We start from the raw sequence: 25,002 nt of genomic DNA, 5'->3' as shown, positions 1-25,002 counted from the left end.
ATTGTTCATGTCAGATGCGCGGCTGCCATTGCTCGGCGCGCGCGAGGACGGGATCGGTGCGGCGCGCGCCGTCGAACGACGCGCCGCTCAGTTGCGCGCCTTCTTCGATGAGCGCATGAAGGTTCGCGCCGCCGAAGTCGACGCGCGTGCAATCGGCGCCGGAAAGATCGGCATGCGACAGGTCGCAGAACGTGAGACGCGCGCCTTTCAGCGACGCCCGCTGCCACACGCTCGCCGTCAGCACAGACTGGTTCCAGCGCGACGCATCCGCGCGCGCCGCGCCGAAGTTCGCTTCGCTCGCGTTGACCATTTCGCAGACCGCGTCGGTCAGATCGGCGCGCTCGCACGCGGCGTTCAGCAATGCCGCGAAGGTGGCGCGCACGCCGCGCAGCGACGCATCCTGCAACTGCGCGCCGATGAAACTCGTGCGATCGAGCGCGACGCCGGACAGATCGGCCTTACGCAACGACGCGCCGTCGAGGATCGTCATCGTCAGATCGCAGTTGCGCAAATCCTGGCCGCTCAGATCGCAGCCGCACAGATAGGCTTGCGCGAGCGATGCACCGGGCAGGCGCGCGGTGCTCAGATCGGCGTTCATCGCGGTGAAGCGCTGCAGGTTCGCGCCGCTGAAGTCGGTACCGGCGTAACGGCAATCGTGCGCGTCGGCACGCACCAGCGCGGCAAGCGCCAACGATGCGCCGCTGAAGTCGCAGCGATCGAACGCCGCGAATGCGCAGTCCGCCTGCCGCATGCTCGCGCCGGTGAAGTCGACGTTCTCGAAGCGCGTCTTGGGCCCCTTCAGCCCGTCGAGGCGCGCGCGTGCGAGTGTCACGTCGCGCAGATCGGCGTCGGCGAAAACGGCTTGCGTCAGGTTGGCGTCGGCGAGCGTCACGTTGAAGAGGCGGCACGCGGACAGATCGATGCCCGACAGATCCGCGCCGGACAGATCGGCGTCGGCGAGCACGCGGCTCGCGGCAAGCGTTGCGCGCGCTTCGTCGGCGCTCATGCGCGCGCGGGAGGCGGAAGTCGTCGTGCTCATATGACGGGCGGCCTGAACTGGAGAATGGTGCGATCGATATTCGAGCCTTCGAGACTCGCGATGGTCGGCTGCGTGCCTTCGAAGTTCACGCCGTAGAGGTTCGCGTGACGCAACAGCGTGCCCTTGAGGTTCGCGCAGCGCAGCGAACCGGTGAACAGGTTGACGGCATCGAGGCCCGCGCCGCACAGGTCGGCCTTGTCGAAACGCGCGCCTTTCGCCGATGACGCATCGAAGCGCGCCGCCTGCGCCTGCGCATTGCTGAAATCCGCATGATCGATGACGGCCCGCTCGAAGTTCGCGCGACGAATCTGCACGCCGTCCCACGCGGCACGATTCAGGCGCGTGCGCGTGAAGCGGGCGTCGTCGAAACAGGTCTTCGCGTCGGCGCGTGAATGGCTCAGGTCGGCATCGGTGAAATTGGCCTGCTGCGCGTCGACGCCGTAGAACTCCGTCTGCTGGCAGATGGATCTGGAGAAGTCGCTGCCCGCGAGACGGCTGCCGTTGAAGCTGGCCGCGCCGAGTGCGGCGGCGTTGAACTTCGCGCCGCTCAGATCGCCGTCGGTGAAGCTCGCGCTTTGCGCCTGACACGCCGATGCATCGGCTCCGGCAAGTTTGGCCTGATCGAACACCGCGCCGCGCAGATCGGCATTGGCGAGTGTCGATGCCGAGAAGTCCGCGCCCGTGAAGTTGCCGACGACGAGTTGCGCGTTGCGCAGCTTCGCCTGCGCGAACGTGCTGCTGGCGGCGCTCGCTTTGGCGAACTGCGCGCGTTCGAGATCGGCTGCGCTGAAATCCGCTTCGCGCGCGAGCGCCTGCGTGAAGTTGGCGTCGGCGAGCACGCTGCCCGCGAACGACGTCTTGTCGAGCATCGCGCCGGAGAAATCCGCGCCGGTCAGATCGAGCTTCGACAGATCGAGGCCGCTCAGATCGAAGTTCGCGAGACTTTGCCGTGCGGCATGGCGTGCGATGACGTCCTCGCGCGTCAATTGGATGACCACGGGCGCTTCGACCTCGGGCACGTCGACGGCGGGCGCGGGCAGTGCGGGTGGTTTCGCGGCCAACGCAGCGAGCGCGGCAAAATCGGCTGCCGATACAACGCCCGGCGGCGCCAGATGCGGCAACGCTTCGGCCAGTTCGGGACGGCTCGCCAGCTGACGACGCACATCAGCTTCCGACAATCCCGCGTCGCGCATGCGCTGCTGCGTTTCCGCCTGCAGCCGCGCGAGCAGGCCGGGCAGATCGGCGGCGCTCGCGTCGGCTTCCGGCTGGGTCAGGAAGCGCGCCGCGTCGGCATCGTTCACGCCGTGCTTCTGCATCAGCGCGCGGGTTTCCGCGTTCAGTTCGGCGACGCTCGCCTTGACTTCGGCCAGCGTCGGCACGCGCTCCGGCGGCGCGGCCTTCAGAAACGGCGCGATATCGGCGTCGGTCTTGCCGAACTTCGCCATCAGCGCGCGGCTTTCGCTGTTCAATGCGGCGGTCTGCGCCTGCGCGGCGGACAGCCCGGCGGTGTCGAACGAAACCGCCGCTTGCGGCAGCGCCACCGCCACGGGCTTTGCGACAGCCTCGGCGGCCGCGTCCGGTTCGACGGCAGCCGCCGCGCGCGCGGGCACCGCCACGGCGATCCGCTCGCGGAACACATCGCGGTAGTGCTCGAACGGCAGCGGCGCGTCGCCCTGACGCTCCCATTCGGCCATCAGGTGACTCACCTGGCTCGCGTCGGTATCGGCGATATTGGCCAGCGCGCGGTACAGCACCACGCCGCATTCCAGTCCGGGAAACAGCCAGAGCGTCTCCGCGTGCGTGGCCACTTCGGTCAGCGTGCCGTTCGTGTTGACGAAGCAGCGCGCCCGCAAGCGCGGCAACGCGCCTTGCAGCATGCTCGCGCGCGGATGCATGTTGACGATCTCGAAGCGCTCGTCGCCGCTGAAATAACCAGGCAGACGCTGATCGGACGGCGCGCTCAGAAAGAACTCGGGCCGCGTATCCGACGGCAGATGCGGCCACTCGTTTTTCAGCCAGCGCTCGTCGCACGCGCCCAGATGCTGCCGGCGCAACGGCGCGTCGCAACCGTTGCCCCAGAAGCCCGCCGGCGCCACGCGCTCGCCACGGCTCGCGATGCGGCGCGTCTCGCTCTCGACGTTCGGCAACGGCCAGACGCGCGTGCCGTCGGCGTTGTCGATTTCAGCGTAACCCTTGCCGAGCGGATTGTCCGCGCAGCCCGCGCCGCCGAATGCGGTCGCTGGCTCGATCGGCATCTGCGTGTAGGGCGTTGCCGCTGAGATCAGGCCGAGCGCATTGAAGTGGCGCTCGCCGCTGACCACGAGCGATTTGCCGAGCGCGCCGATCCGCGCGCTCACCCGCTGCTGCGCGACCTGCGTGCCTGCCGGCGCATGCGCCGCGCCGTGGATCAGATATTCGCCGACGGGCTTCGGATAGCCTTCGTCGAGGATCGCGTTCTTGCCGAGCGCCTCAGCGACAGCGGCCCACAGATCGGGTTCGGGCAACAGTGCGTCGAGACTGGCGGCATCGAAGCGAAAGCCGGCGATCATGCCGATCGAAAGCACGTCGCGCCGCGCGAGCCGCAGGCCGCGATAGACGAGCGCCAGATTGTCTGGCTTGAGGATCTTCATGCCGTCATCCCAGCTGAATCAGCGCGCTGTTGAATTTGACCGTCGAGCCGTTGAACTTCACCTGCGAGGCCGTCACGCTGAAGGCGTTGGCGGCTTCCACGTTCACGTTCGTGGAGATGGTCGCGACCTTGTCCAGTCCGTCGATGGTCACCTGCGCGCCCTTCACCGACACGTTGCCGGCCGCCTGCGCCGAGAGCGCGCCGGTCGCCTTCAGGCCAAGGTCCGCGCCGGCGGTAGCCGTCAGTCCCGACACGGCCGTCAGCTTGATGGTCGCCGCGCGCGTGCCGGCGCCGTCGCCATCGACCCACGTCGTATTGGCGCCGCCGGCCTTGAGGACCACTTGCAGGCTGTCGACCTCCACGCTCGATGACACGCCCGGCCCGCTCGCCACCGACAGCTCGCTGCCGAACTGCGACATGTTCAGCGTCGAGCCGATGCCCGGCAACGGCAACACGGTAGCCTTGATGCCCGAAATGCCGAGTTCGATGTTGCTGGCATAGAGCGGCTTGGCCTCGCTCGCGGCGGCGATCGCCTTGGCGCCGTCGAACAGCACCTTGTGCGCGAGGATCGACGTGAGTGCACCGCCCAGTGCGGTCTGCGCCGCCGTGACGCCATAGCTGCCCGGCGTCCACGGCGCGATCTTGCCCGAGCCGCCGCCGGCGTCGTCGGCCGCGCTGATCGCGATACCCGCGTCCAGCGCGATGGCCGCGTTCACCGCGAGACTCAGCGCGACGGCTCCCTTGATCGAGTCCTTCACGCCATCGACGGTCGTCTTGATGATCGGGTCCTGGCCGCCCGAGATCAGCACCGTTTCGGCGCCCTGCAGCTTGCCGGAGGTCTTGAGCGAGACCGTGTCGGAATCGTCGACGGTGATGCTCTTGCCCTTGTTCCAGCTCACGTTGGTGCTGAGACCGAACGACACGTTCGCGCCGAACGACGCCTTCGTGGTCATCGACGCCGAGAGCGACCCTTCGTACGACAGCGTGAGCGAATTCTTCGTCCCCGCAAACAGCGAGTTGCTCACGCCGACCGTCACGCTTTCCGAGCTGCCCGCCGTGCTGGTCCACAGGCTGCCGCCGCCGTTCACGTCGGTCGAGCCGATGCCGATCGTGCTGTTGTGAAACGGCGAATGCAGCCAGACGGCTTCCTTGCCCTTGCTGTCGGTCATGTGCAACTGATTGCCGCCCGCCGTCGCGATGCGGTTCGCCTGCGCGTTGTCCTGCGTGACGACGTTGCTGTTCTCCGAATTCGCCAGACTGCCGACGATCACCGGCTGGTCCGGATCGCCGTCGATGAACGACAGCAGCACTTCCGCATCCTTGTGCAGCGGGAAATGCATGCCGTGATCCGTGCCCGCGTACGGCGACGCCATGCGCAGCCGCGCCGAGCTCTTGTTGGCGTTCTTGTCGGTCTTGTCGAACGGCAATTGCACCTTGTACTGGCCGTACTCGTCGAGTTCGGCATACTGGCCGTTGCCTTCGCTGTCGATGGTCGCGTTCATCGTGCCGGCCACGCGCGGCTTGGCCGTCGCGCGCTCGGGGCGGAACTGCGTCGCGGCGGCAATCGCGCGGAAGCTGTTGCGATAGACGATTTCTCCGCCGCGCGCGCCGTCGCTGTACGGGCTCGATACGCCGTTGAGCAGCGCGCCCGCCTGCGAGCCTTCGTGATGCACTTCGGTCACGAGATAGCGGCCGTTGAAGTCATCGCGGTAATGCTGCGCGAGCGTGCAGAAATAGCCGCTGCGCAAGCCGAGCGCGGTGCCCTCGCCCGCATACACCTTGCCGCCGCAGATGAGTTCCTGCGCGCGCAGCTTCGCGTAGCGGTCGCCTTCCTGCTGGTCGCGGAAGTTCTCGCCGTAGAGCATGACTTCGCCGATGCCCGCATCCGACACCGTCGCGCGCGCCTTCAGTTGCACCGCGGCCTTGCGATAGTTGTAGTCCTGCAGCACCACTTCATGCGGCAGCGGCTTCTGACGGCACACGAAGTCGCGCACCGAATCGGCGGCGAGGCCGGTGTCGAGCGAATCGTCCGGACGATAGGCGACGGGCAGCGCCTCTCCGTCATGCATGAGGTTGTCATCGATCACGACGAGCTTGTCCGCGCCGCCGGAATGATCGAAGTAGTAATAGATGCCCTCCTTCTCCAGCCAGCGCGACACGAAGTCGAGATACGTCTCCTGATACTGGCACACGAAGGTGCGCGGCCGATATGAGCCGGTGAGCTTGAATTCATAATCGGCGGAATTCAGGCGTCCGGTTTCGAGCACGCCGCGCACGGTTTCGGTGATCGGCCGCTCGTCGAGATAGACCTCGGAGACGCGAAACAGCGACAGACGCCACAGACGCGGCACCAGCACCGCGCGATAGAACACGTAGCCGTCCACGCGATGCAGTTGCTCGAACTCGGCGAGGATGCCGTGATACGGCGCGCGGATGCCGCCTTCCGGGCCGTAGATCACGAACGAGGCGCGATGGCTCAGCATCGTGTCGAAGTCGATCGACGCATCGGATGACACCAGCGTGAGGACGAAGCGGAACGGCTGCGAGATCGATTCGAAGCCTTCCATTTCGACGACCGCGAACTTGTCCGCGTCAAACGCTTCCGACGTGAAATCGAAGCGCTTGTTGGCGAGCATCCGATCGGCCAGTGAGTTCATGCTGATTCTCCGTACAGGTGATATGCCTGTTATTTTTGCGGCGCTCGGTCACCGCGTGATTTCAACTGCGTTACGTTTGAAACGTCAGGCCGGCGCGCCGGGAAAGCTCACGGCGAAATCGCCGCTCTCGTTCACGTCGAGCGCCACTTCCGGCAACGCCACGCCTTCGCCCATGCGCGTGAGAAGTTCCTGCGACATCATCGGCAGCACCGTGCCGCGCAGAATGAAATCGATGTTGCGCGCGCCCGTCTCCACTTCCGTGCAGCGCGCGGCGATCTGCGCGACCACGGCATCGGTGTAGGTGAAACGCATCTTGTTGTTGTGCGCGATGCGCTTCACGATCTTGTCGAGCTTGAGGCGCACGATGCCGGAAAGCGCGTCCGTGGCGAGCGCAAAGTATGGAATCACCGTCATGCGCGCGAGCAGCGCGGGCTTGAAGTGATTCGACAGAATCGGCCGCACGGCTGAGAGCAGCGTCACCGCGTCGGGCTTTTCTTCGCCTGCGGTCATTTCGGTGATGACATCGGTCGCGAGGTTCGACGTGAGGAAGATCACCGTGTTCGAGAAGTCGATTTCCTTGCCCTCGCCGTCCGACAGCATGCCCTTGTCGAACACCTGATAGAACAGGTTCATCACGTCGAGATGCGCCTTTTCCACTTCGTCGAGCAGCACGACCGAGTACGGGCGCTGGCGCACCGCTTCGGTCAGCACGCCGCCTTCGCCATAACCGACATATCCCGGCGGCGAACCGATCAGGCGGCTCACGTTGTGCTTCTCTTGGAACTCGCTCATGTTGATGACGGTGGTGGACTTTTCATCGCCGAACAAAATGTCCGCCACCGACAGCGCCGTCTCCGTCTTGCCGACGCCCGACGGTCCCGCGAGCAGGAACACGCCCATCGGCTGATCCGGGTCTTTCAGGCCCGACTTGGCGGTCTTGAGCACTTCGGCGATCTGGTCCATCGCGTGGTCCTGACCACGGATGCGCGCCTTCAGCGTATCGGCCATGCGCATCACGCTCTGCGCCTGATCGCGCAGCATCTTGCCGACGGGAATGCCGGTCCAGTCCGAGATCACGCGCGCGACCACGTCCGGATCGACATCGATATGAACCAGCGGCTGATCGCCCTGCGCCGTCTTGAACGCAACGGCAGCGGCCGCGATCTCTTGCGACAGCGACTCCAGGGTATCGGCGCCTGCGCCGTTCGCCTTCGCTTCGTGGCGCGCCGCGCGTGCGTCGAGCAAGGCGCGGGCGGCATCGCGTTGCTGCTGCCAGACGGCGCGCAGCGCCTCAGCTTGCGCATCGAGCCTGGGCAGTTCCTCATCGATTTCGCGCAGACGCGCGATATCGACGGGCTGCTGATTGTCCGCATCGCGCTCGAGTCCGCTTTTCTCGCGTTGCAGCGCCTGAATGCGGCGCTCCGTGTTCTCCAGCACGTCGGGCTTCGCGCTTTGCAGCACCTTGACGCGCGCGCAGGCGGTGTCGAGCAGATCGACGGCCTTGTCCGGCAACTGGCGGCCCGTGATGTAACGGCTCGACAGCTCGGCCGCCGCGACGATCGCGTCGTCGCGCAGCACGACCTTGTGCACGTCCTCGTACTTCTCCTTCAGACCGCGCAGGATCAGCACGGCGGTGTCGAGGTCCGGCTCGTCGAGCTTGACGAGCTGGAAGCGCCGCGCGAGCGCCGCATCCTTCTCGAAGTACTTCTTGTATTCGGCCCACGTCGTGGCGGCGATGGTGCGCAACTCGCCGCGCGCGAGCGCCGGCTTCAGCAGATTGGCCGCATCGGAGGTGCCCGCCTGACCGCCCGCGCCGATCAGCGTATGCGCTTCGTCGATGAACAGGATGATCGGTTTCGCCGATGCCTTCACTTCGGTGATGACGCCCTTCAGGCGGTTCTCGAACTCGCCCTTCACGCTTGCGCCAGCCTGCAGCAGACCCATGTCGAGGCCGAGGATCGTCACGTCCCTGAGCGAATCGGGCACATCGCCTTCGACCACGCGCAGCGCCAGCCCTTCGACCACCGCCGTCTTGCCGACGCCCGGATCACCGACGCAGATCGGGTTGTTCTTGCGGCGGCGCGCGAGGATATCGACCATCTGGCGAATCTCGGCGTCGCGGCCGAACACCGGATCGAGCTTGCCGGCCCGGGCCTTCTCGGTGAAGTTCTCGCAGAAGCGCGCGATCGCGCTGCCGTCGCCGCTGGCGGGCGCGGACGCATCGCTCGCGCCGTCGCCGAGCGCCTCGCGCGTGCCGGCTTCGACGGAGCCGCCGCAGACCGCATCGAACGAGCGGATCAGCGTTTCGCGGTTCAGCGCACGCAGCGGCGCGGCGTAGTCGCCGGTCGCGTAGTACGTCGGGCGCGCGAGGAATGCGAGCAGCACCGCGCCCGAACGGATGCGCGGCTCCTGCATATCCACCGACGCGATCAGCCACGCGTCCTGCAGCAATTCGAGCAACAGCGGCGAGAACGCGGGACGGCCGGCGTTGCCCGTCTTCATCTGTTCGAGCGACAGATTGATCGAGCGCTTCACCAGCGCCGCCTCGACGTCCTGCTGACGCAGCAGCAGCGCGATATCGGCCTGTTGATCATCGAACAGCTTGACGAGCAGATGCTCGACCGTGATCTCGTAGTGTCCGCGCGATACGCACACCCCGACGCCATCTTCGAGCGCCTGTTTGCAAAAGCCGTTGAGGCGGCCCACCAGGGGCTTCAGTTCGACCAGCAGCATGTTTGTGTTCCTCTTAGTCTTTCCAGCAACGGCCAGCAATCAGGGTTAGAGAGAGTAATGAACCCGGGTCGGCAGCTTCGCCTCGCCGGGATTGAGCCAGGTATCGAAGCCGAGCCGAGACCACGCGCCACGGCCCATGCGCGCCGCGCCGGCTTCGTCGTCGCGCAGCTGAAGCTCGACTTCCACGTCGAGCGGATCGGTCAGATAGAAGCGCGTGAAAAAGCGCAGGCGCGCATGCGCGCTTCCGCCCGGCAGCATCTGATGGAAAAGCGTGTGCGGCACATCGGCGAATTCGATGCGGATGGCGCTTTCGTAGTCGTCGATCTCCGCGCCGAGCCACGCGTCCTCGCCCAGACAGCTTTGCTGCCGGCCGAGTTGCCAGCGCTGATCGGCGGGAATCGGCACCGCGCGCAGCACGCCGCATACAACCTTGACGTCGGCGGGCGCGAAGGCGTCGGCGAGCAGCGTCTTCAGGCCGAGCGCGGAATGCGGCCGCTGATTGAAAAGGCCCGCGTAGCGCAGCAGTTCGGCGCTGCCCGGCAACAGGTCGACGCGCAGTTCCGGATCGTGCAGCCCGACGAACGCGTACAGCTGATTGAGCGACGCCTCGTGCCGGTCCTCGACGATGCGCTGCTCGACGCGATACTTCGCCCATGCGTCGAACAGCAGCGGATACAGCGCGTGATGCACGATGTCGAGAAAATCGCGCGTGACGTGGTGCCCTTCGCGCTCTTCCTCGAACAGGTCTTCGGTGTAATACGTCGGCAGCGGCGAGGCCACGCCGTACAGGCCGAAAAAATTCGCGGTGATGCGATAGCCGCCTTCGGGCGTCGCCTCGATGCGATCGATGTCGTTCTCGGGGAACCCGAGCCCGAGCCGCGGACGCACCCGCAGATTCTCCTGATTCAGGCCCGTGTGACGGTCGTACAGCCGCAGCAGCCGGATCGCCTGGAAGTAGGAGTACTTCTCACCGTTGGTGAGAAGCAGCGCCTTTACAGCATCGGTTGTTGTCCGAGTCTCGGCGGCCATTTGAATACGGTCCCTGAAAGCGTGTCTTCGAGCTCGACGCGCGTGTAGGAGTTGATGCCGGCGTAATCGGCGAGAAAGCGCTCGAGCACGCAACCGAACAGATACAGATCGCCGATCCCGGCGTAATGGTCCTCACGGCAACGAATACGGATCAACTGGCCGCGCTGCATGCCGCCACGGCCGACGAGGCGCGTTTCGCGCGTCGCCGTCACATCGACGATGCCTTCGATACGGCGTCGATTCGACATTTCCGGCCCCTGCCGTCCGGCGAACACGTAGAGGCCGAGCAGCTTGCGCAGGTTGTCGGCGTTCGCGAGCGACAGCAGGTTCAGCGACACGTGCGAGAGCAGGCACCACAGCAGTTCCTCGCCGGCGGGCGGATCCTGCGCGGGCGTGATCGCGCGGATATTGGTGAAGCTCATCTGGTCGGGCGACGTGCTGGTCGGCACGTTGATATCGCCCGGTTTGAGGCCTTCCGGCAACGCGCGGTTGGTGCAGGTGACGCGAATCGACAGCGTCTCCGGCAACGGCGTTTCGGACGGCGGATAGTTCAGCGACAGATACACGTCGCTGCCGCGCTCGACGTTCGCGCTCTTCAACGTCGTGCGATAGCTCAGCTGCGCGCCACGGCCATCGTGACGAAACATGCTGAACGGCTGATAAACGCGTTCCTGCGCTCGGCCCTGCTGATAGCCGAGCACCTGATCGACCGAATAGATCTGATAGTGGCGACGGTCGCGCCCTTCGGGGATCACGCGATATTCCGTCGCGCGATGATCGTGCGTGATCGGGTCCGCGACATGCGCGAACACGTTGATCGCCGGCACGATGTTGAGCGCGAAGCTCGCGGCGTCGATCTCGGGCATCCAGTCGTGCAGCGCATCGAGCGTCATCACGATGCTGAAGCTCGAACCCTTGGCGTTCGCGGTCCAGCGCCTCAGCCCGACGATATCGATGAAGAGAAACTTCTCCGGCTGCGCGAAGAACTCCTGGATGGTGCGAAAGCCGCTCGGCGCGTGGCTCGGATAGCTCAGCAGATCGGCGTCGAAGCCGCTCGTGCGCAGGTTCTTCGCGCCGAGCGAAAGCCGTTCGCCGCCGCCACTGGAAATGCGCACGTCGGTGACGTGATTCATCAGCAGCAACAGCAGTTTCGATGCATCGACATGGCCGCCGTTCAGGAACAGGCGGATCGAGTCGCCATTCCATTGCGCGATGCTCAGGCCGCCTTCCATTTCGAAGTCGATCATCAGCACGGGCGCGGCGCCCGCGTGGCTCAGCAGATTGACTTCGGCGATGCGCAACGGCTCGACATCGAGGTCGCAGGTGGTGCGAAAGCGGCACGCGGTGCCATCCACCGGCACTGATGCGAGTTCGGTGCCCGCGGCCACGCGCGCCGCCTGCGCGCGCGGACCCTTCGCGGCAAAGCCGATCAATGTAGATGCCGGCACGGGCCGCAGATAATGCGGGAACAGCAGATTCGTGAGTTCCTGAACGAACTCGGGAAACTGGTCGTCGAGTTTCTGGCGCGTGAGGCCCGTGAGAAACGCGACGCCTTCGAGCAGGCGCTCGACATCCGGATCGGCCGAGGTGCCCGAGAGCATCGGCGCGATCGCCGGATTCGCGCGCGCGAACTCGGCGGCCAGGCCTTTCAGCTTGTTCAGCTCATCCTGATAGTATCGATTGAACATGCGGACCGGCTCGGCTGAATCGGGAAAAGAAAAGAGTGAGCGCGTGAAATCAGCCGACGCTTACGCGGCCATTCGCGCCCACGGTCGTCGAGATGCGCAACGGAATCTCGCGGTCGTCCACTTCGAGCGTGCCTTCGAGCGCGAAGCGGATCGACAGCACGTCGGTTTCCTCGCGGTTGAGCGTGACGCGCGGCGACTTGATGCGCGGCTCGTAGCGCAGAACCATGCGGCGTATTTCCTCTTCGATCTCGCGCGTGGAACCCATCGCGGTGGTGCCGGCAAGGTTGGTGAAATCGGGCACGCCGAATTGCGGGTCGATCTGCACGCTGCCTTGCCGGGTGTTGAGCAGCCGGCCCAGGTGACTCATCACCGAGTCGACGAGAACATCGACCTGCGTCTCGTTGGAGCGCGCTCCACCCGCACCCCAACTCGCGATTCGCTCCAGCAGCCGACGTTCTCTCACCGTTGCCCCCGCTCAGGCATCAATCAGGACTTTCAGGACTTCGGGGCGAGCCACGAGTCTTCCGCTTCGATGCCGTCCGGATCGAAGGTCCACGTGATCTTCTCGTAGGTGAACGAGATGTCTTCCATGTGGCCCATCTGCTTGTTTTCCGGCGACAGGCAATTCGGCGTCCACGACTTCATGTTGGTCAGGATCGCGTTCGACAGCTTCACGGTGTAGTACTTCTCTTCCGTGCCCTTCGGCGAGATGCGGTAGAACTCCAGCGTGACGTTCTTCATCTGCTCGCCCGAGGTCAGCGCCTGGAACAGCTTCGGCGACGACTTGTCGATTTCCTTGGTGAGCGTCATCGGCAGATGGACGCGCTTGCCGGTCGGCAGGCCCGTCTGCGGGCTCTTCGGAATTTCGATCGTGTGATCGACAGCCTGGACGAGAATCTTTCCTTCGTGACCTTGAACCTTGGTCGAGCCTTCGATCTTGCCTTGATTCTGGCCTTCGAGAGTGAGGTAGCACGGCATCGGCATGATAAGTCCCCTGTTGGGTAGCAAACTATGTTGGGTTTCGGTTGTTTCGCCGTGGCCTCCTGGCCCCGGCGGTTTAGCTCAGCGCTTGTCTGCTGCGCCATGTTTCACATGTTGCGCGCGGCCCGTTACCGGTCGGTTTCAGTTTTCCCGCGCTGCGTTACAGATGAAACACGGCTTGCGTGCTTACTTCTTGTCCAGCTTGCCGACGAGCGACAACGTGAACGACGCGCCCATGTACTTGAAGTGCGGACGCACCTTCAGGTCCACGCGATACCAGCCCGGATCGCCTTCGACATCGGCCACGACGATTTCCGCCTGACGCAGCGGACGACGGCTGCGCACGCCTTCAGCGGGGTTGTCCATATCCGCGACGTACTGGCGAATCCAGGTGTTGAGTTCGCTTTCGAGATCGACGCGCTCTTTCCACGTACCGATGTTCTCGCGCTGGATCACCTTGATGTAATGCGCGAGGCGGCTCACCACGAACATGTACGGCAGTTGCGTGCTGAGCTTGTAGTTCAGCTCGGCTTCCTTGCCTTCCTTGGTATTGCCGAAGAACTTCGGCTTCTGCGCGGAATTGGCCGAGAAGAACGCGGCGTTGTCGCTGTTCTTGCGCATCGTCAGCGCGATGAAACCCTGCTCGGCAAGCTCGAACTCGCGGCGCTCGGAGATGAGCACTTCGGTCGGGATCTTGTTCTGCAGCTCGCCCATCGACTCGTACGTGTACACCGGCAGATCGCCCACCGTGCCGCCGCCTTGCGGTCCGATCACGTTGGCGCACCAGCGGTAGTCGGCGAAGCTCGACGTCAGGCGCGATGCGAACGCGAACGCCGCATTGCCCCACAGGAACTGGCTGTTGCCGCCCGAGACGTCTTCCTTGTAGTTGAACTTCTTGGCCGGCACTGTATCCGCGCCATAAGGCACGCGCAGCAGGAAGTGCGGCAGCGTGAGGCCGACGTAGCGCGCGTCTTCCGATTCGCGGAACGCATTCCACTTGACGAATTGCGGGCCTTCGAAAATCGACGACAGGTCCTTCAGGTTCGGCAACTGATCGTAGGTATCGACGCCGAAGAAATGCGGACCGGCAGCGGCGATGAACGGCGCGTGGCTCATCGCCGACACACTCGCCACGTTCTGCAGCAGCTTCACGTCCTGCGTGCCCGGGCCGAACTCGTAGTTCGCCACGATCGCGCCGAACGGCTGGCCGCCGAACTGGCCGTATTCAGCCGTGTAGAGATTCTTGTAGAGGCCCGACTTGGTGATGTCGGCCGCGTCTTCGAAGTCTTCGAGCAGCTTGCCCTTGCTCACGCTCAGCAACTGGATCTTGACGTTCTCGCGGAAATTCGTGCGGTCCACGAGGAACTTGAGCGAACGCCATGCCGATTCCATCTTCTGGAAATCGTCGTGATGCAGGATCGCGTCGACCTGCGCGCACAGCTTCTGGTCGAGATCGGCGATCATGCTGTCGACAGTCGCCTGCGTGATGCGCTCGACCGCGTTCTGCGGCTCCAGCAGTTGCCCGATGAAGGCCTGGATGCCCTGACGCGTGATCGAATACGCTTCGTCGCCCGGCTTGATGCGCGCCGATTCGATCAGCGAATCGAGCAGCGAAAGGCTGGCGTCGGACTCGGGTGCGGCCGTCGCTTCCTGTTGTTTTTCCATGTCGCTCATGTCACTTTTCCTCGATGCCGAGTTCGCTCATCAGACGCGCGCGCACGCCTTCGTCTTCGATCAGTTCCTGAACGCGCTTGCGGAAATCCGGAATGTTGCCGAGCGGTCCCTTGAGGGCCTTGAGCGCGTCGCGCAGGGCGATCATCTGGCGCAACTCGGGCACCTTTTCGACGATCGCGTCGGGCGAGAAATCGTCGATGGACTCGAACTTCAGGTTCATCGCGATCTGCGCTTCCGGATCGGCATTCGCTTCGAGGCGGTTCGGCACCGCGAGATCGAGCGAGAGCTTCTGCCCCTTGAGCACTTCGTTGAAGTTGTCCTTGTCGACGTTGACCGGCTTCATGTCTTCGATCGGCGTATCGTCGTCGCGCAAGGTGAAGTCGCCGAGTACGAGCAATTTCAGCGGCAGCTCGACTTCCGCCTTGGCATCTCCGGTGGCCGGACGATACACAATATTGACCCGCTCCTTAGGAGCGACTGAACCGTCAGATGCCATGCCTACCCCCTAACCCAAAACCAAATGTGTTGATGAAAAATTCAAGCCGCTTTGAACGGCGTCAGCACGATCGTGCGCGAATGCCGTCGCCGCTGATTCATTGCATGCTGCTGGCGACACGGAACGATCTCATGGCGTATCCCGGGTCATTGCCGCAAAGAGAACCGGGTTCCGGGTTCTGTTCGTGCCTTAGGCCCAAAACCCGCGTGATACGCTGACTTTCCTGTCGCTGAGGGCATTAACGACAGCGCCGCGGAATTCTTGAAACTGTTTTGACGGCGGCTGATTGCTCAAGCTTTTATGTTTGTTTGCCGTTAATGCTTCGAGGCGATATCGCCATTGCGTGAGAGACCATCGTGGCAAACCAGTATGAAGTCCAGGGCGACGTGCTCATCGTGAGCCTCGCAGGCGCGCTGAACAGCATCAACTCGGCGCAGGTCGAGGCCGACATCCAGCGCCGTCTCGATCAGGGCATCAATCAGGTGCTGTTCGATCTGAGCGGGCTCGGCTACATCTCGAGCGCGGGACTGCGCGTCGTCCTGATCGCGGCGAAGCGCCTCAAACAATCCGCGGGACGGCTCGTCCTGTGCGGCATACACGACCAGATTCGCGAAGCCTTCGAGATCAGCGGATTTCTCAACATTCTCAACGTCGCCGATACGCGCGCGTCCGCGCTCGAACGTTTCAACCAGGTCGCGTGAACCCCATGTTTCATCCGTAACCTGAGCCGGTTTTTCTGAAACGCGGCGGTAACGGCGCACGCACAGAATTCATCCCATGCGCAGAACGAACTGCGCGAAACTACCGGAGAAAAAAATCATGCCGATGCCGTGCTACCTCTCACTCGAAGGCCAGAACCAAGGCAAGATCGAAGGCTCGACCAAGGTTCAGGGTCACGAAGGAAAGATCCTCGTTCAAGCTGTCGATCACACCATCGAAATCCCGAAGAGCCCGCAGACGGGCCTGCCGACCGGCAAGCGCGTCCATCAGGCGATGACGCTCACCAAGGAAATCGACAAGTCGTCGCCGAAGCTGTTCCAGGCGCTGACCTCGGGCGAGCAGATGAAGGATGTGACGCTCGAGTTCTATCGCATCTCGCCGAAGGGCACGGAAGAGAAGTACTACACCGTGAAGCTGTCGAACGCGATCCTCACCAACATGCAGTCGTGGACGCCGAACTGCCTGTCGCCGGACAACAAGCAGATGGGTCACATGGAAGACGTGTCGTTCACGTACGAGAAGATCACGTGGACGTACGAGCCGGACGGCATCGAAGCCGAAGACTCGTGGCTCGCGCCGAAGTCCTGATCGGACTGTAGAAGTCATCGAAGGCCGCCTCGCATGTAGGCGGCCTTTTGCATTTTCATCCGGCGAGCGCTGCCATCGCCGCCGCGCGGTCGGGCAGGATGCGGAACAGCGAATCGAAGCCGATCACCTGAAAGACTTCGTGAACCTGAGGCAGAAGCCCCGCCAGAACCAGATCATGCCCCGTGCTGCGCGCGACCTTCGCCGCCTTCAACAGCACGCGCAGTCCAGCGGAGCTGACGTACTGCACGTCGCTCATGTCGAGCAGCACACGCGGCGCGCCCTGCACGCGTTCCGGCAGGACATCTTCGAGCGGTTTCGACGTCGTGCTGTCGATGCGGCCATTCACGGCGATGACCAGGATTTCGCCTTCATGCGTTTCGTTGATATTCATCGGTTTCCTCGGTAGATCTTCAAGCATCCGGCCGCGCGGCGACGCGCTTGCGAAAGCTCAGGCAGTTCAATGGTTCACGCCGTTCATAGGCCACTTCGTCCATCATCTGCCTGACCAGATAGACGCCGAGACCGCCGATCGCGCGATCGTCGAGCGCGCTCGTCACATCGGGGTCGGGCAACTGGAGCGGATCGAAGGCCACGCCGTCGTCGATGACTTCGGCGCGCACTTCGTCCGCGCCGACGCTCACGTGGATGCGGATCGGATCGTGCGCGGAACCGTAGGCCGCGATATTCGAGATCACTTCGTCGAACGCCATCGCGAAGCTCTGGAACAGCGCGGGCGGCAGGCCGCATCCATCGAAGAGCGCCTGCAAACGATTCACCAGTTCGCCGATATCCGGCGCCTGCGCATCCAGTTGCGTGTCGAGAGTGTCGGTCACGTTCATGCCTTCGTCGCTCCGGAAGCCCCGTAGTGAACCGCAAGGCAGGTGATGTCGTCCGATTGCGGCGCGCCATCCGCGAACTGATGGACGCTGTCGAAGAGCCGCTTGAGCAGGACTTCGACAGTCTCGCCCGTCGATCCGGCGAGATGTTGCGCGAGACGCAGTTCGCCGTACTCCTCGTCGGCGGCATTGAACGCCTCGGTGACGCCATCGGTATAGAGCAGCAGCGTGGAGCCTGCTTCGAGACGCGTGCGTCCCTCCGCGAACGGCGTGCCTTCCATCACGCCGAGCGCCATGCCGCCCGTGCCCGGCAATTGCGATACCTCGCCGCCCGGTCCGATCAGATAAGGCGGATTATGCCCGCCGTTGGCGTAGTCGAGCTCGCCCGTGGCGGTATCCAGAATGCCGTAGAACAGCGTCACGAACATCGTCGCTTCATTGTCCTGCGAGAGCAGATCGTTGGCGAGCGCGAGACACGCGCCCGGACTCGCGGCGCTCGGCGCGATCGCGCGCAGCAGCGTGCGCGACACCGCCATGAACAGCGCGGCCGGCACGCCCTTGCCCGAAACGTCCGCGATCACGATGCCGATCTTCTGATCGGAGAGCCAGAAGTAATCATAGAAGTCGCCGCCGACTTCGCGCGCCGGAATCATGCGCGCGAACATCTGCAGATCCGGTCGCGACGGAAAGCGCGTCGGCACGATCGACTGCTGCATGCGCCGCGCGACATCGAGTTCCTGCTGGATCGACACGAGCTTCGTATGCGCGTTGAACACGTTCTGGATGGTCAGAAACCACGGCCGCCATGCCTGCGGAATATCGGGGATCGATTTGACCGAGCCGCGGTCCTCGTCCTGGATATAGCGCACCAGCTTTTGCGCGGGCACGATCGCATCGTTGTAGGTCATGCGGCTCGCGATCATCAGCATCAGCGTCAGGCTCAGCACGAGCACCAGCACGCTCGGCACGCCCGTCTCCAGCGCCACGCGCTGTAGATTCCAGCGCGGCAACAAGAGCACGAGACGGAACGGCGCATGTGCGATCTCGACCGCTTCGATGTAGTAGCCGTCGCGCGTCGTCAGGCGGCCGTCGGCGTCCTTGAGCATGGCTCGCACGTCGCCGCGCAATTCGGGCGGAAAGGCATCTTCAGCCGATAACACCTGCTGCGCGCCGTCGTGCACGAGCGTCGGGTCCGCGAGCAGCTGTCCCCGGTCGTTGAGGATGAACATGCGGCCCAGTCCCGGCGGCCAGGTCCGCACGAACTGGTTGAGCCAGCCGAGCGTCAGATCGAGCGAGACCGAGCCGCGAAACTGACCGGCATCGAACACGCCCGCCGATGCGGTGACCATAACGCCCTTGCCCGCTTCATCGACATAGACCGGCGTCCACAGAACGGCGTGATCGGGATCGGCCGCCGTCTGTACGCCCGTGAAGAATTCCTTTTGCTTCAACGAATCCGCGTAGAAGAAATCGCCCGAGCCGACCCACGGATAGATATTAATGAAGCGGCGCGCGGACGTGTAATACACCCAGGTCGCGCCCGGCAGATTGGCCATGATCGTCTTGAACGTGCCGTTCAGGCTCAGCGCCATCTCCAGTTCGCGATCGAGCGCCGGCGTGCGCGGACCGACAAGGCCCGTCAGATTGCCGGCATCGGCGGCGGTCCACGGCGGCGGCAGCGCGTCGAGCTGGATGCTGTCCGGCTGTTTGCCTGGCCGCAGCGCGGCGAGCAGGGGCGAATCCGTCGCGCCCTGCGGATGCAGGCGCAACCACGTCTCGCCCTGGATACGCATCGAGTTGACGGCGTCGGTGCTGCTGCGCACGAGCGCATCGAGCGCGATCGCCTGTTCCTGCATGCGCTGGCTGACGCTGGAGGTTTGCGCTTCGAGCGTCAGGCGGTATTGCAGAAAGACGAGCGCGCACGCGACGACGAGCACGCCGGCGAACGCCATGCGCATGACGCGGTTGTAGCGGGCGAACAAGGCCGCCGTCAGATCGGACATACGCTGCTTTGTTTGAGGTTGAGGTGGAGTGCGGTCATATCGGATCGAGCGCTCAGGCCGCGATGCTTGGCTCGCGCGCGCCGGCGAAGCCGAGATGTTCGAGGCGCTTTAGCAGCACGCCCGAACTCGTCAACTGAAGGATTTCGGAGAAGACCATGCGCGTCATCGACTTCGGATCGGCGACGCGCGCGCCCTGCTCCGCCGCCAGCACGCCGATCACCTCGCGATAGTCCTCGATGCCCGCGACCATGATGTCGAACCAGCTCAGCCACGCGGCCTCGATCGTCGGGTTCTGGGCAAGCGCCTTGCACAGCCGTCCGATGCGCGTGGCCTGATCGAGCAGGATCACGTCGATCTCGTCGTCGCTCGCGGCGAGGCGCGCGCGCAGATCGAGGTCCCAGCGGATGCTGATTTCCGGAAGAAAGATGTAGCGCAGTCCCTGCACGATGCCGATACGGCTTTGCGCCGATGGAATCATCGTGAATCCGTCGATCGGCCAGCCTTCGCCCGGAAAGCCGACGATCTTGCGCACCAGCTCGACTGTATCCGCGATGCGCGTCGGCTCCCGGAACATCACGGTGAGGCCGGGGCGCGCGTTGTCGGTCCATTCGCCGGGCGGCAGCACGCGGCCCACGAAGGCATCGGTTTGCGCGGCGGCATCGGCGAGGGAGAACACGCGGGCGGCGAGCGCGGCGGCATCGAAACCCACCGCAGCCTTCACTTCGAGTCCGACCGAGAGTTCCTGACTCGATCCATAGCGCCCGAGCACGGGACGCAGAACGATGTCCCGCACGTGATCGTCGGCATGGAGCAGCGTCACGAGCGGCTGCACGAACGCCTTGAAACGCGGGCCGACCGGATAGACGCGCGAAGCGGGAATCGTCGGCGCGCCGTGGCCGCGCAGTCGCGCGAGTCCGCCCGCCGAAGCCTGCTGCGTCAAGCCGACAAAGTAATGGTCCACAGCGTCGGCCATCGCCGTTCCTTGTTTTTGCTTTAAACGGGTTGAATTACGTCGGAAAGTGTAGCGATGCGCGGCGCGGACAAAACCTCGAAGAGAGCGCCAAAGAGGCGACTATTCGTGGCTTTGCCGCGCCGCATTCCTTAGCGGGCGATACCCACGCGCTCGCAGGCCGCCAGCGCGCCGTTGGCGCCCTGCGTGTACTGCAGGCGGTAGCCGCCGTTCGCAAGACCGTGCTTCGACGCGAGCACGATCTGCCCGAGCGTGCCCTTCGCGGCCTGACGGCTCATCGACGGCTGTTGCGCGATGATCAGATCCGCGAGTTCCGGATTGGCGCGCGCCGCGTCCGCGCCCACGATGCGGCGCACGTTGGACACGCTGCTGCGATACCAGCCGTAGAACGGCCGATACGCGGGCCCGGCGTAATGACTGTCGATGATCATGTAAGGATCGAGCTTCGTGAGCGCGCCCAGCACGTCGTCGTCGTTGAGGATGTAGGCGAGATCGCCGCCCAGACGCGAGCCCGGCTCGCCGATATGCGCCGGGTCGTAACGCCAGCCTTCCGGCCCGTTGCGCAGTTCCGACCACTTCTTGCCGGTCCACGTGACGACGTGCGACAGGCCGATCGTCGAAGTCGCCGTCTCGGGGACGGTCACGCCGTTCTGCTTCGGCGCAGCGAGCGTGATGTAGAGCAGATCGCCCGGCAGCAGATTTTTCGACGTGGCGTCGAAGTTGCCGTGGTTGATGTCGAGCAGCACGCCCGTCTGCGCCGGGCCGGCCCACTTCGGCGTGCTCGCCGCGCCGGCGGGCGTCATGCACGCCTGCGTGGTGATGCCGGTTTCGACTTCGCGATTGTCCGTGGTCAGTCCCGCGAAGTTGTAGACCCACGCGGTGAAGTCGGAGCAGTCCACGCCGTGCCATTGAACCTGCGCGGAAGGCAGCGCCTGCGCGCTCGCCTCGCCCTTGCGCTGGACGATCTGCGAGCCGTCGACGCCGTTGCGCTGCGCGGTGCAGGTCATGCCGTACTTCTGGGCCGAGTCGCCCTTCGCGCCCGAGGTGCTGCCCGCCGACGCGTTGCGGTATTTCGGGTCCGCGAGCGCGGAATCGTCGGGCGGCAGCCAGCCCGGAATGTGGTGATGGCAATAGTTGATGTTCTGGTCGACCCAGAAGTTCTCGACCGCCATCACGAGTTCGCGCTTGAACGTGTCGATATCCGCGCAACCGGCGGGCGGCTGGATCGCGCCGTACTGACCGGCGAGCGGGCCCCAGCTGCTGATGGTCTGCCAGCTCGCCCAGTTGGTCTTCGTCAATGCGCCGGTGAGCTTCGCCTGCACGTCGTTTCTGCGGCCCTCGAAAAGCGCGAGATTGTCGTTCAGCAACGCGACGCGATCGCCGCATGTGCCCGCGCTGCCCTTCGCGGTCTGCACTGCGCCCGGCATGACCGGCTCGATCTGCGCGGCGGACGTGATGCCCGAGCGGTTGCGCGCGTTCGTCATGTAGGCCGCCGCGCCGGCAGTGATCGAGCAATTGACGCCGCCCGGCGCGCCGAGCGTGCCGTCGGCGGCGATATCGCCCGCGCCCGCGTGGCACGACGCGAGCGTGTCGCCATTGGCGGCCTGCGTCACGATGTTGCGCGTGCTCGCCTCGATGCTGCTGCCGTCGGCGACGCGGCTCTCGGATTCCGCGCCGAGCGCGAGACTCATCTTCGCGCCGTCCGTAACCGTCGATGTCGTGCCGGCGGCGACGAAGGCCGGCGTGGTCTGCTGCACGTCGATATCGCCGGCGAAGGCGTTCACGCGCGACATCGCCGCAGCGATATTGCCCGCGACGAGCCCGCCCGCCGCACGCGCGTCGGCGACGACGGCGTTCGAGTACGTGGAGACGACGATCTGCGTCGGCGCGCTCAGATAGACCGCATCGAGTTCGCCGGACAGCCTCGTGGTCGCGCCGTTCGATTCTTCCTCGAAGCTGCCGCCCGTCACGCGCACGAGCAGCGGATAGCGCAGGCTGCCGCGTAACTCGAAAGTGCCGTCGCTGTGGGTCGTGGCGGTGGCGGACGCCTTGTCGGAGACGGTGCCGTCGGCGGCGATTTCATGCGCGGCCACCGATGCGTTCGCGACCGGTCCCATATACACGCCGCCCGAGGTGGACGCGGACGATCCGCCGCACGCGGAAAGAAACAGGGAAAACGCCGCGCTCGCCGCGGCAGTGAGAAAAATCGGCTTCACGATGACCTTGCTGAAAAGAAGCGGGACGCCGCGATTCAGCGGCGCAATGACAGACCGGATGCGGCTTCGCGAAGCCGTGCACCGATGTCATGAGCGTAAGGGAAGGGCTTCAACGCCAATTCGGCGATCAGCCTTGCAAAACGCCGCTTTTTCAGACGATTTGGAACATCGCTGAAATTTCGCAGGAAGGTTGGGGAAAGAAATGACGCGCGGGCTATTTGCCCTTGTCTTCGGCCGCGCGCTCGGGCTGACTGGACGCGCTTTCGCCGACGCCTTGCGGATCTTCCGCGTCAAGCGATTCAATCGCCTTCTGCCAGAACTCCTCGGCGCGTCCCTCCGGGCTGCCCTCGCGCTCCCAGATTTCGTATGCACGACGACGAATGCGGTCCTGCTCTTTCTGATCGTCCATCACTGCCTCCATGTTTTGCGACCACGCGTCGCCGTCGATTACCGCTCTTGAACAGCAACCAGCGTGCCGCACGCGCCGACGCTCAGCGCGCGGATTGCCGGCTGAAGCGACGAACCGCCTGAGGCGGTTGCCCCGTCGTTCGCACGAACGCGCGCCGCATTCGCTCGCGATCCGAAAAGCCGACTTCGTCCGCGATCGCGTCCAGCGACAGACGCCCTTTTTCGAGCAGGAGCCGCGCGGCCTCCACGCGCAAATGTTCGACGGCTTTCGCCGGCGATTGCCCCGTCTCGGCGCTGAACGCGCGACTGAACTGACGCGGACTCAGACCGGCGACGTCGGCCAGTTCCTCAACCGTCAGCGGATTGCGCAGATTGCCGTTCGCGTAGTCGATGGCTTTCTGGATGCGGTCGGATTTCGGTTCGAGGTCCAGCAAGGTCGAGAACTGCGACTGCCCGCCCGCGCGCCGGTGATAGATGACGAGCTTGCGCGCGACCGCGCGCGACACGTCCTGTCCGTGATCACGCTCGATCATGGCGAGCGCCATGTCGATGGTGGCCGTCATGCCGGCTGAGGTCCAGATGGGTCCATCGACGATGAAAATCTGGTCCTCTTCCACGACGACTCGCGGAAAACGGCGCTGCAGTTCGTTGGCGAAACGCCAGTGAGTCGTCGCGCGGCGGCCATCGAGCACGCCGGCTTCGGCGAGAACGAACGCACCCGTGCATGGCGCGGCGATCCGCCTCGACGTGCTCAGCGAGCGCCTGACGAACGCGGTCAGCGCGGGCGACACCGTGTCCGTTTCGACGCCCGAGCCGAACATGACGGTATCGAACGTGACATCGCTGAAGGCCTGCGTCTCGACGCGCACACCCGCCGACGACATCACCAGTCCGCCCCGCTCGGACAGCACCGTCACTTCATACGCCGGTTCGCCCAGCACGGCGTTGGCGAGTTCGAAAGCGGTCACGGCCGCAAACCCGAGCAGGTAGAAACTCGGGAACACCACGAAACCGATTGCATGCATGCCCTGCCCCAGTCATGTCCTGAATCGCTTGTATATATGACATTTGAGACACGGTCAACGACGATTAAGCTTGCTTCCATTCACCGTTCGCGCGTGCAAGGAGCGCACTTTCGTATGGATCGTCGATTACTGATACTGGCAACGGGCATGTTCGCGATGGGCACCGACAACTTCGTCGTCGCCGGCATCCTGCCGGGCGTGGCGGCGTCACTGCATACGTCCGTCGGGCTGGCCGGGTTGATGGTGACGTGCTACGCGCTGACCTACGCGCTCGCCGCGCCGGTCATGGCGGCCGTGGCGGGCAACTGGCCGCGCAAGCGTCTGCTGATTTCGGCGTTGGGTATTTTCGTCGTCGGCAACGCGATCAGCGCGCTCGCCACCGACCTGCACTGGGTTCTCGCGGCCCGCGCGCTGGCCGGATTCGGCGCCGCGCTGTTCTCGCCGACCGCGTTGGGCGTCGCGTCGGCGGTGGCGGCGCCCGAAAGGCGCGGCCGCGCGCTCGCCACGGTCACCGCCGGGCTGACGGCGGCCACCGCGCTCGGCTCGCCGATCGGCACGTTCATCGGCGGATTCGGTGGCTGGAGAACGACGCTCTGGTTCGTCACGCTGCTCGGCATCGTCGCGATGATCGGCGTATGGACGATGCTGCCAGCGGTCCCTCAGCCGGCATCGGTCAGGTTGCGGGCGCGGCTCGCGCCGTTGCGCGATGTGCGCGTGGCGCTCACGCTGCTCACGTCGCTATTCGCATTCGGCGGATTTCTGATGGTCTACACGTATGCGGGCGTGGTGCTCGCGCGCGTCACCCACGGCGATGAACGCATTCTCGCGGGCCTGTTCCTGTTGTGGGGCGTGGCGGCGACGGCCGGCAACCTGCTGGCCGGCCGTCTCGTGGACCGCTTCGAGAGCCGCACGCTGATCGATGCGATGCTCTGGCTCGCCATCGTCAATTTCTGCGCGTTGCCGTGGACGTCCGCGCACGCATTCAGCGCGGCGGTCGCGCTCGTGATCTGGGGGATCTGCGGATGGGGTCTCCTCGTTCCGCAACAGCACCGTCTCGTTCATATCTCGCCGAATGTCGCGCCGTTGCTGCTCGCGTTGAACAACACGGCGACGTACATCGGACTGGCGTGCTCGGGCTTGCTCGGCGGCGCGCTGATTCCATCGATCGGCGCGCGGAATCTGAGCCTCGTCGCCGCCGCGCTAATCGCGCTGGCATTCGTCTGCGCCGAAGCGGCGCATCGCTCAATCAAACGACCGCCCGCTCCCTGGCGCGCGCCGGCCAAGCGGGAGACAGAGGCGGTCTGACTGAC

General features: G+C 64.6%; 20 protein-coding genes. 3 read left to right on the top strand and 17 right to left on the bottom strand.

The window, feature by feature from the left end; translation table 11 throughout:
* Positions 1-10 precede the first annotated feature (10 nt).
* The 10 genes from BTHE68_RS32840 to tssB all read right to left on the bottom strand — a co-directional run bounded on the left by BTHE68_RS32840 (position 11) and on the right by tssB (position 14,926).
* Positions 11-1,039: a pentapeptide repeat-containing protein gene (locus tag BTHE68_RS32840; protein ID WP_232078187.1), complete on the bottom strand. Its 1,029-nt coding sequence runs from the start codon at positions 1,037-1,039 to the stop codon at positions 11-13.
* Complete coding sequence (locus BTHE68_RS32835) at positions 1,036-3,669, bottom strand: DUF2169 family type VI secretion system accessory protein (RefSeq protein WP_162070429.1); 2,634 nt, start codon at positions 3,667-3,669, stop codon at positions 1,036-1,038. The genes BTHE68_RS32840 and BTHE68_RS32835 overlap by 4 nt, the downstream gene beginning before the upstream one ends.
* A gap of 4 nt (positions 3,670-3,673) precedes the next feature.
* Entirely contained in the window at positions 3,674-6,325 is a 2,652-nt protein-coding gene (locus BTHE68_RS32830; protein ID WP_162070428.1) for a type VI secretion system Vgr family protein, read from the bottom strand.
* Positions 6,326-6,409: 84 nt separating this feature from the next.
* Positions 6,410-9,058 carry a type VI secretion system ATPase TssH gene (gene tssH, locus BTHE68_RS32825; RefSeq protein ID WP_162070427.1) on the bottom strand — a complete coding sequence of 883 codons (2,649 nt, stop codon included), beginning with the start codon at positions 9,056-9,058 and terminating at the stop codon, positions 6,410-6,412.
* A gap of 45 nt (positions 9,059-9,103) precedes the next feature.
* Entirely contained in the window at positions 9,104-10,087 is a 984-nt protein-coding gene (tssG, locus tag BTHE68_RS32820) for a type VI secretion system baseplate subunit TssG (RefSeq protein WP_162070426.1), read from the bottom strand.
* On the bottom strand, positions 10,051-11,775 hold the full coding sequence (tssF, locus tag BTHE68_RS32815) for a type VI secretion system baseplate subunit TssF (RefSeq protein WP_162070425.1): 1,725 nt from the start codon (positions 11,773-11,775) through the stop codon (positions 10,051-10,053). Before tssF ends, tssG begins: the two co-directional genes overlap by 37 nt.
* 49 nt (positions 11,776-11,824) lie before the next feature.
* Positions 11,825-12,238, bottom strand: a complete 414-nt coding sequence (gene tssE, locus BTHE68_RS32810) for a type VI secretion system baseplate subunit TssE (protein ID WP_174258140.1) — start codon at positions 12,236-12,238, stop codon at positions 11,825-11,827.
* 32 nt (positions 12,239-12,270) lie between these two features.
* On the bottom strand, positions 12,271-12,759 hold the full coding sequence (locus BTHE68_RS32805) for an Hcp family type VI secretion system effector (RefSeq protein WP_014192977.1): 489 nt from the start codon (positions 12,757-12,759) through the stop codon (positions 12,271-12,273).
* 183 nt (positions 12,760-12,942) lie between these two features.
* The gene (gene tssC / locus BTHE68_RS32800; protein WP_162070424.1) at positions 12,943-14,430 is read right to left on the bottom strand and encodes a type VI secretion system contractile sheath large subunit; all 1,488 of its coding nucleotides are present in this window, start codon (positions 14,428-14,430) and stop codon (positions 12,943-12,945) included.
* 1 nt (position 14,431) lies between these two features.
* A complete protein-coding gene (tssB, locus tag BTHE68_RS32795) occupies positions 14,432-14,926 on the bottom strand; it encodes a type VI secretion system contractile sheath small subunit (protein WP_061173142.1) in 495 nt (164 codons plus the stop codon).
* Between the two features lie 356 nt (positions 14,927-15,282).
* Here tssB and BTHE68_RS32790 point away from each other — a divergent pair, with 356 nt between their 5' ends.
* Both BTHE68_RS32790 and BTHE68_RS32785 read left to right on the top strand, forming a co-directional pair.
* Complete coding sequence (locus BTHE68_RS32790; protein WP_162070423.1) at positions 15,283-15,627, top strand: STAS domain-containing protein; 345 nt, start codon at positions 15,283-15,285, stop codon at positions 15,625-15,627.
* Between the two features lie 118 nt (positions 15,628-15,745).
* The gene (locus tag BTHE68_RS32785; protein WP_162070422.1) at positions 15,746-16,234 is read left to right on the top strand and encodes an Hcp family type VI secretion system effector; all 489 of its coding nucleotides are present in this window, start codon (positions 15,746-15,748) and stop codon (positions 16,232-16,234) included.
* A 55-nt stretch (positions 16,235-16,289) separates the two neighbouring features.
* Here the strand turns inward: BTHE68_RS32785 and BTHE68_RS32780 are convergent, their stop codons facing one another.
* The 7 genes from BTHE68_RS32780 to BTHE68_RS32750 all read right to left on the bottom strand — a co-directional run bounded on the left by BTHE68_RS32780 (position 16,290) and on the right by BTHE68_RS32750 (position 23,692).
* Positions 16,290-16,625 carry an STAS domain-containing protein gene (locus tag BTHE68_RS32780; RefSeq protein ID WP_162070421.1) on the bottom strand — a complete coding sequence of 112 codons (336 nt, stop codon included), beginning with the start codon at positions 16,623-16,625 and terminating at the stop codon, positions 16,290-16,292.
* 19 nt (positions 16,626-16,644) lie between these two features.
* Positions 16,645-17,073: an ATP-binding protein gene (locus BTHE68_RS32775; protein WP_162070420.1), complete on the bottom strand. Its 429-nt coding sequence runs from the start codon at positions 17,071-17,073 to the stop codon at positions 16,645-16,647.
* Positions 17,070-19,073, bottom strand: coding sequence for a SpoIIE family protein phosphatase (locus BTHE68_RS32770; protein WP_162070419.1), 2,004 nt, complete (start codon positions 19,071-19,073; stop codon positions 17,070-17,072). Before BTHE68_RS32770 ends, BTHE68_RS32775 begins: the two co-directional genes overlap by 4 nt.
* A 52-nt stretch (positions 19,074-19,125) precedes the next feature.
* A complete protein-coding gene (locus tag BTHE68_RS32765) occupies positions 19,126-20,046 on the bottom strand; it encodes a hypothetical protein (RefSeq protein ID WP_162070418.1) in 921 nt (306 codons plus the stop codon).
* Between the two features lie 128 nt (positions 20,047-20,174).
* Complete coding sequence (locus tag BTHE68_RS32760; RefSeq protein ID WP_502710623.1) at positions 20,175-22,160, bottom strand: hypothetical protein; 1,986 nt, start codon at positions 22,158-22,160, stop codon at positions 20,175-20,177.
* Between the two features lie 313 nt (positions 22,161-22,473).
* Positions 22,474-22,668: a DUF2934 domain-containing protein gene (locus tag BTHE68_RS32755; protein WP_232078183.1), complete on the bottom strand. Its 195-nt coding sequence runs from the start codon at positions 22,666-22,668 to the stop codon at positions 22,474-22,476.
* Between the two features lie 82 nt (positions 22,669-22,750).
* On the bottom strand, positions 22,751-23,692 hold the full coding sequence (locus BTHE68_RS32750; RefSeq protein ID WP_162070416.1) for a GlxA family transcriptional regulator: 942 nt from the start codon (positions 23,690-23,692) through the stop codon (positions 22,751-22,753).
* A 114-nt stretch (positions 23,693-23,806) separates the two neighbouring features.
* Between BTHE68_RS32750 and BTHE68_RS32745 the strand changes: the two genes are divergently transcribed.
* Positions 23,807-24,997, top strand: coding sequence for an MFS transporter (locus tag BTHE68_RS32745; protein WP_162070415.1), 1,191 nt, complete (start codon positions 23,807-23,809; stop codon positions 24,995-24,997).
* Positions 24,998-25,002 lie beyond the last annotated feature (5 nt).

The sequence above is a fragment of the Burkholderia sp. THE68 genome, from assembly GCF_009938265.1.
Classification (GTDB): domain Bacteria; phylum Pseudomonadota; class Gammaproteobacteria; order Burkholderiales; family Burkholderiaceae; genus Caballeronia.
The sequence above is the reverse complement of the archived record's forward strand: the minus strand, read 5'-3'. Positions and strand labels throughout refer to the sequence as shown.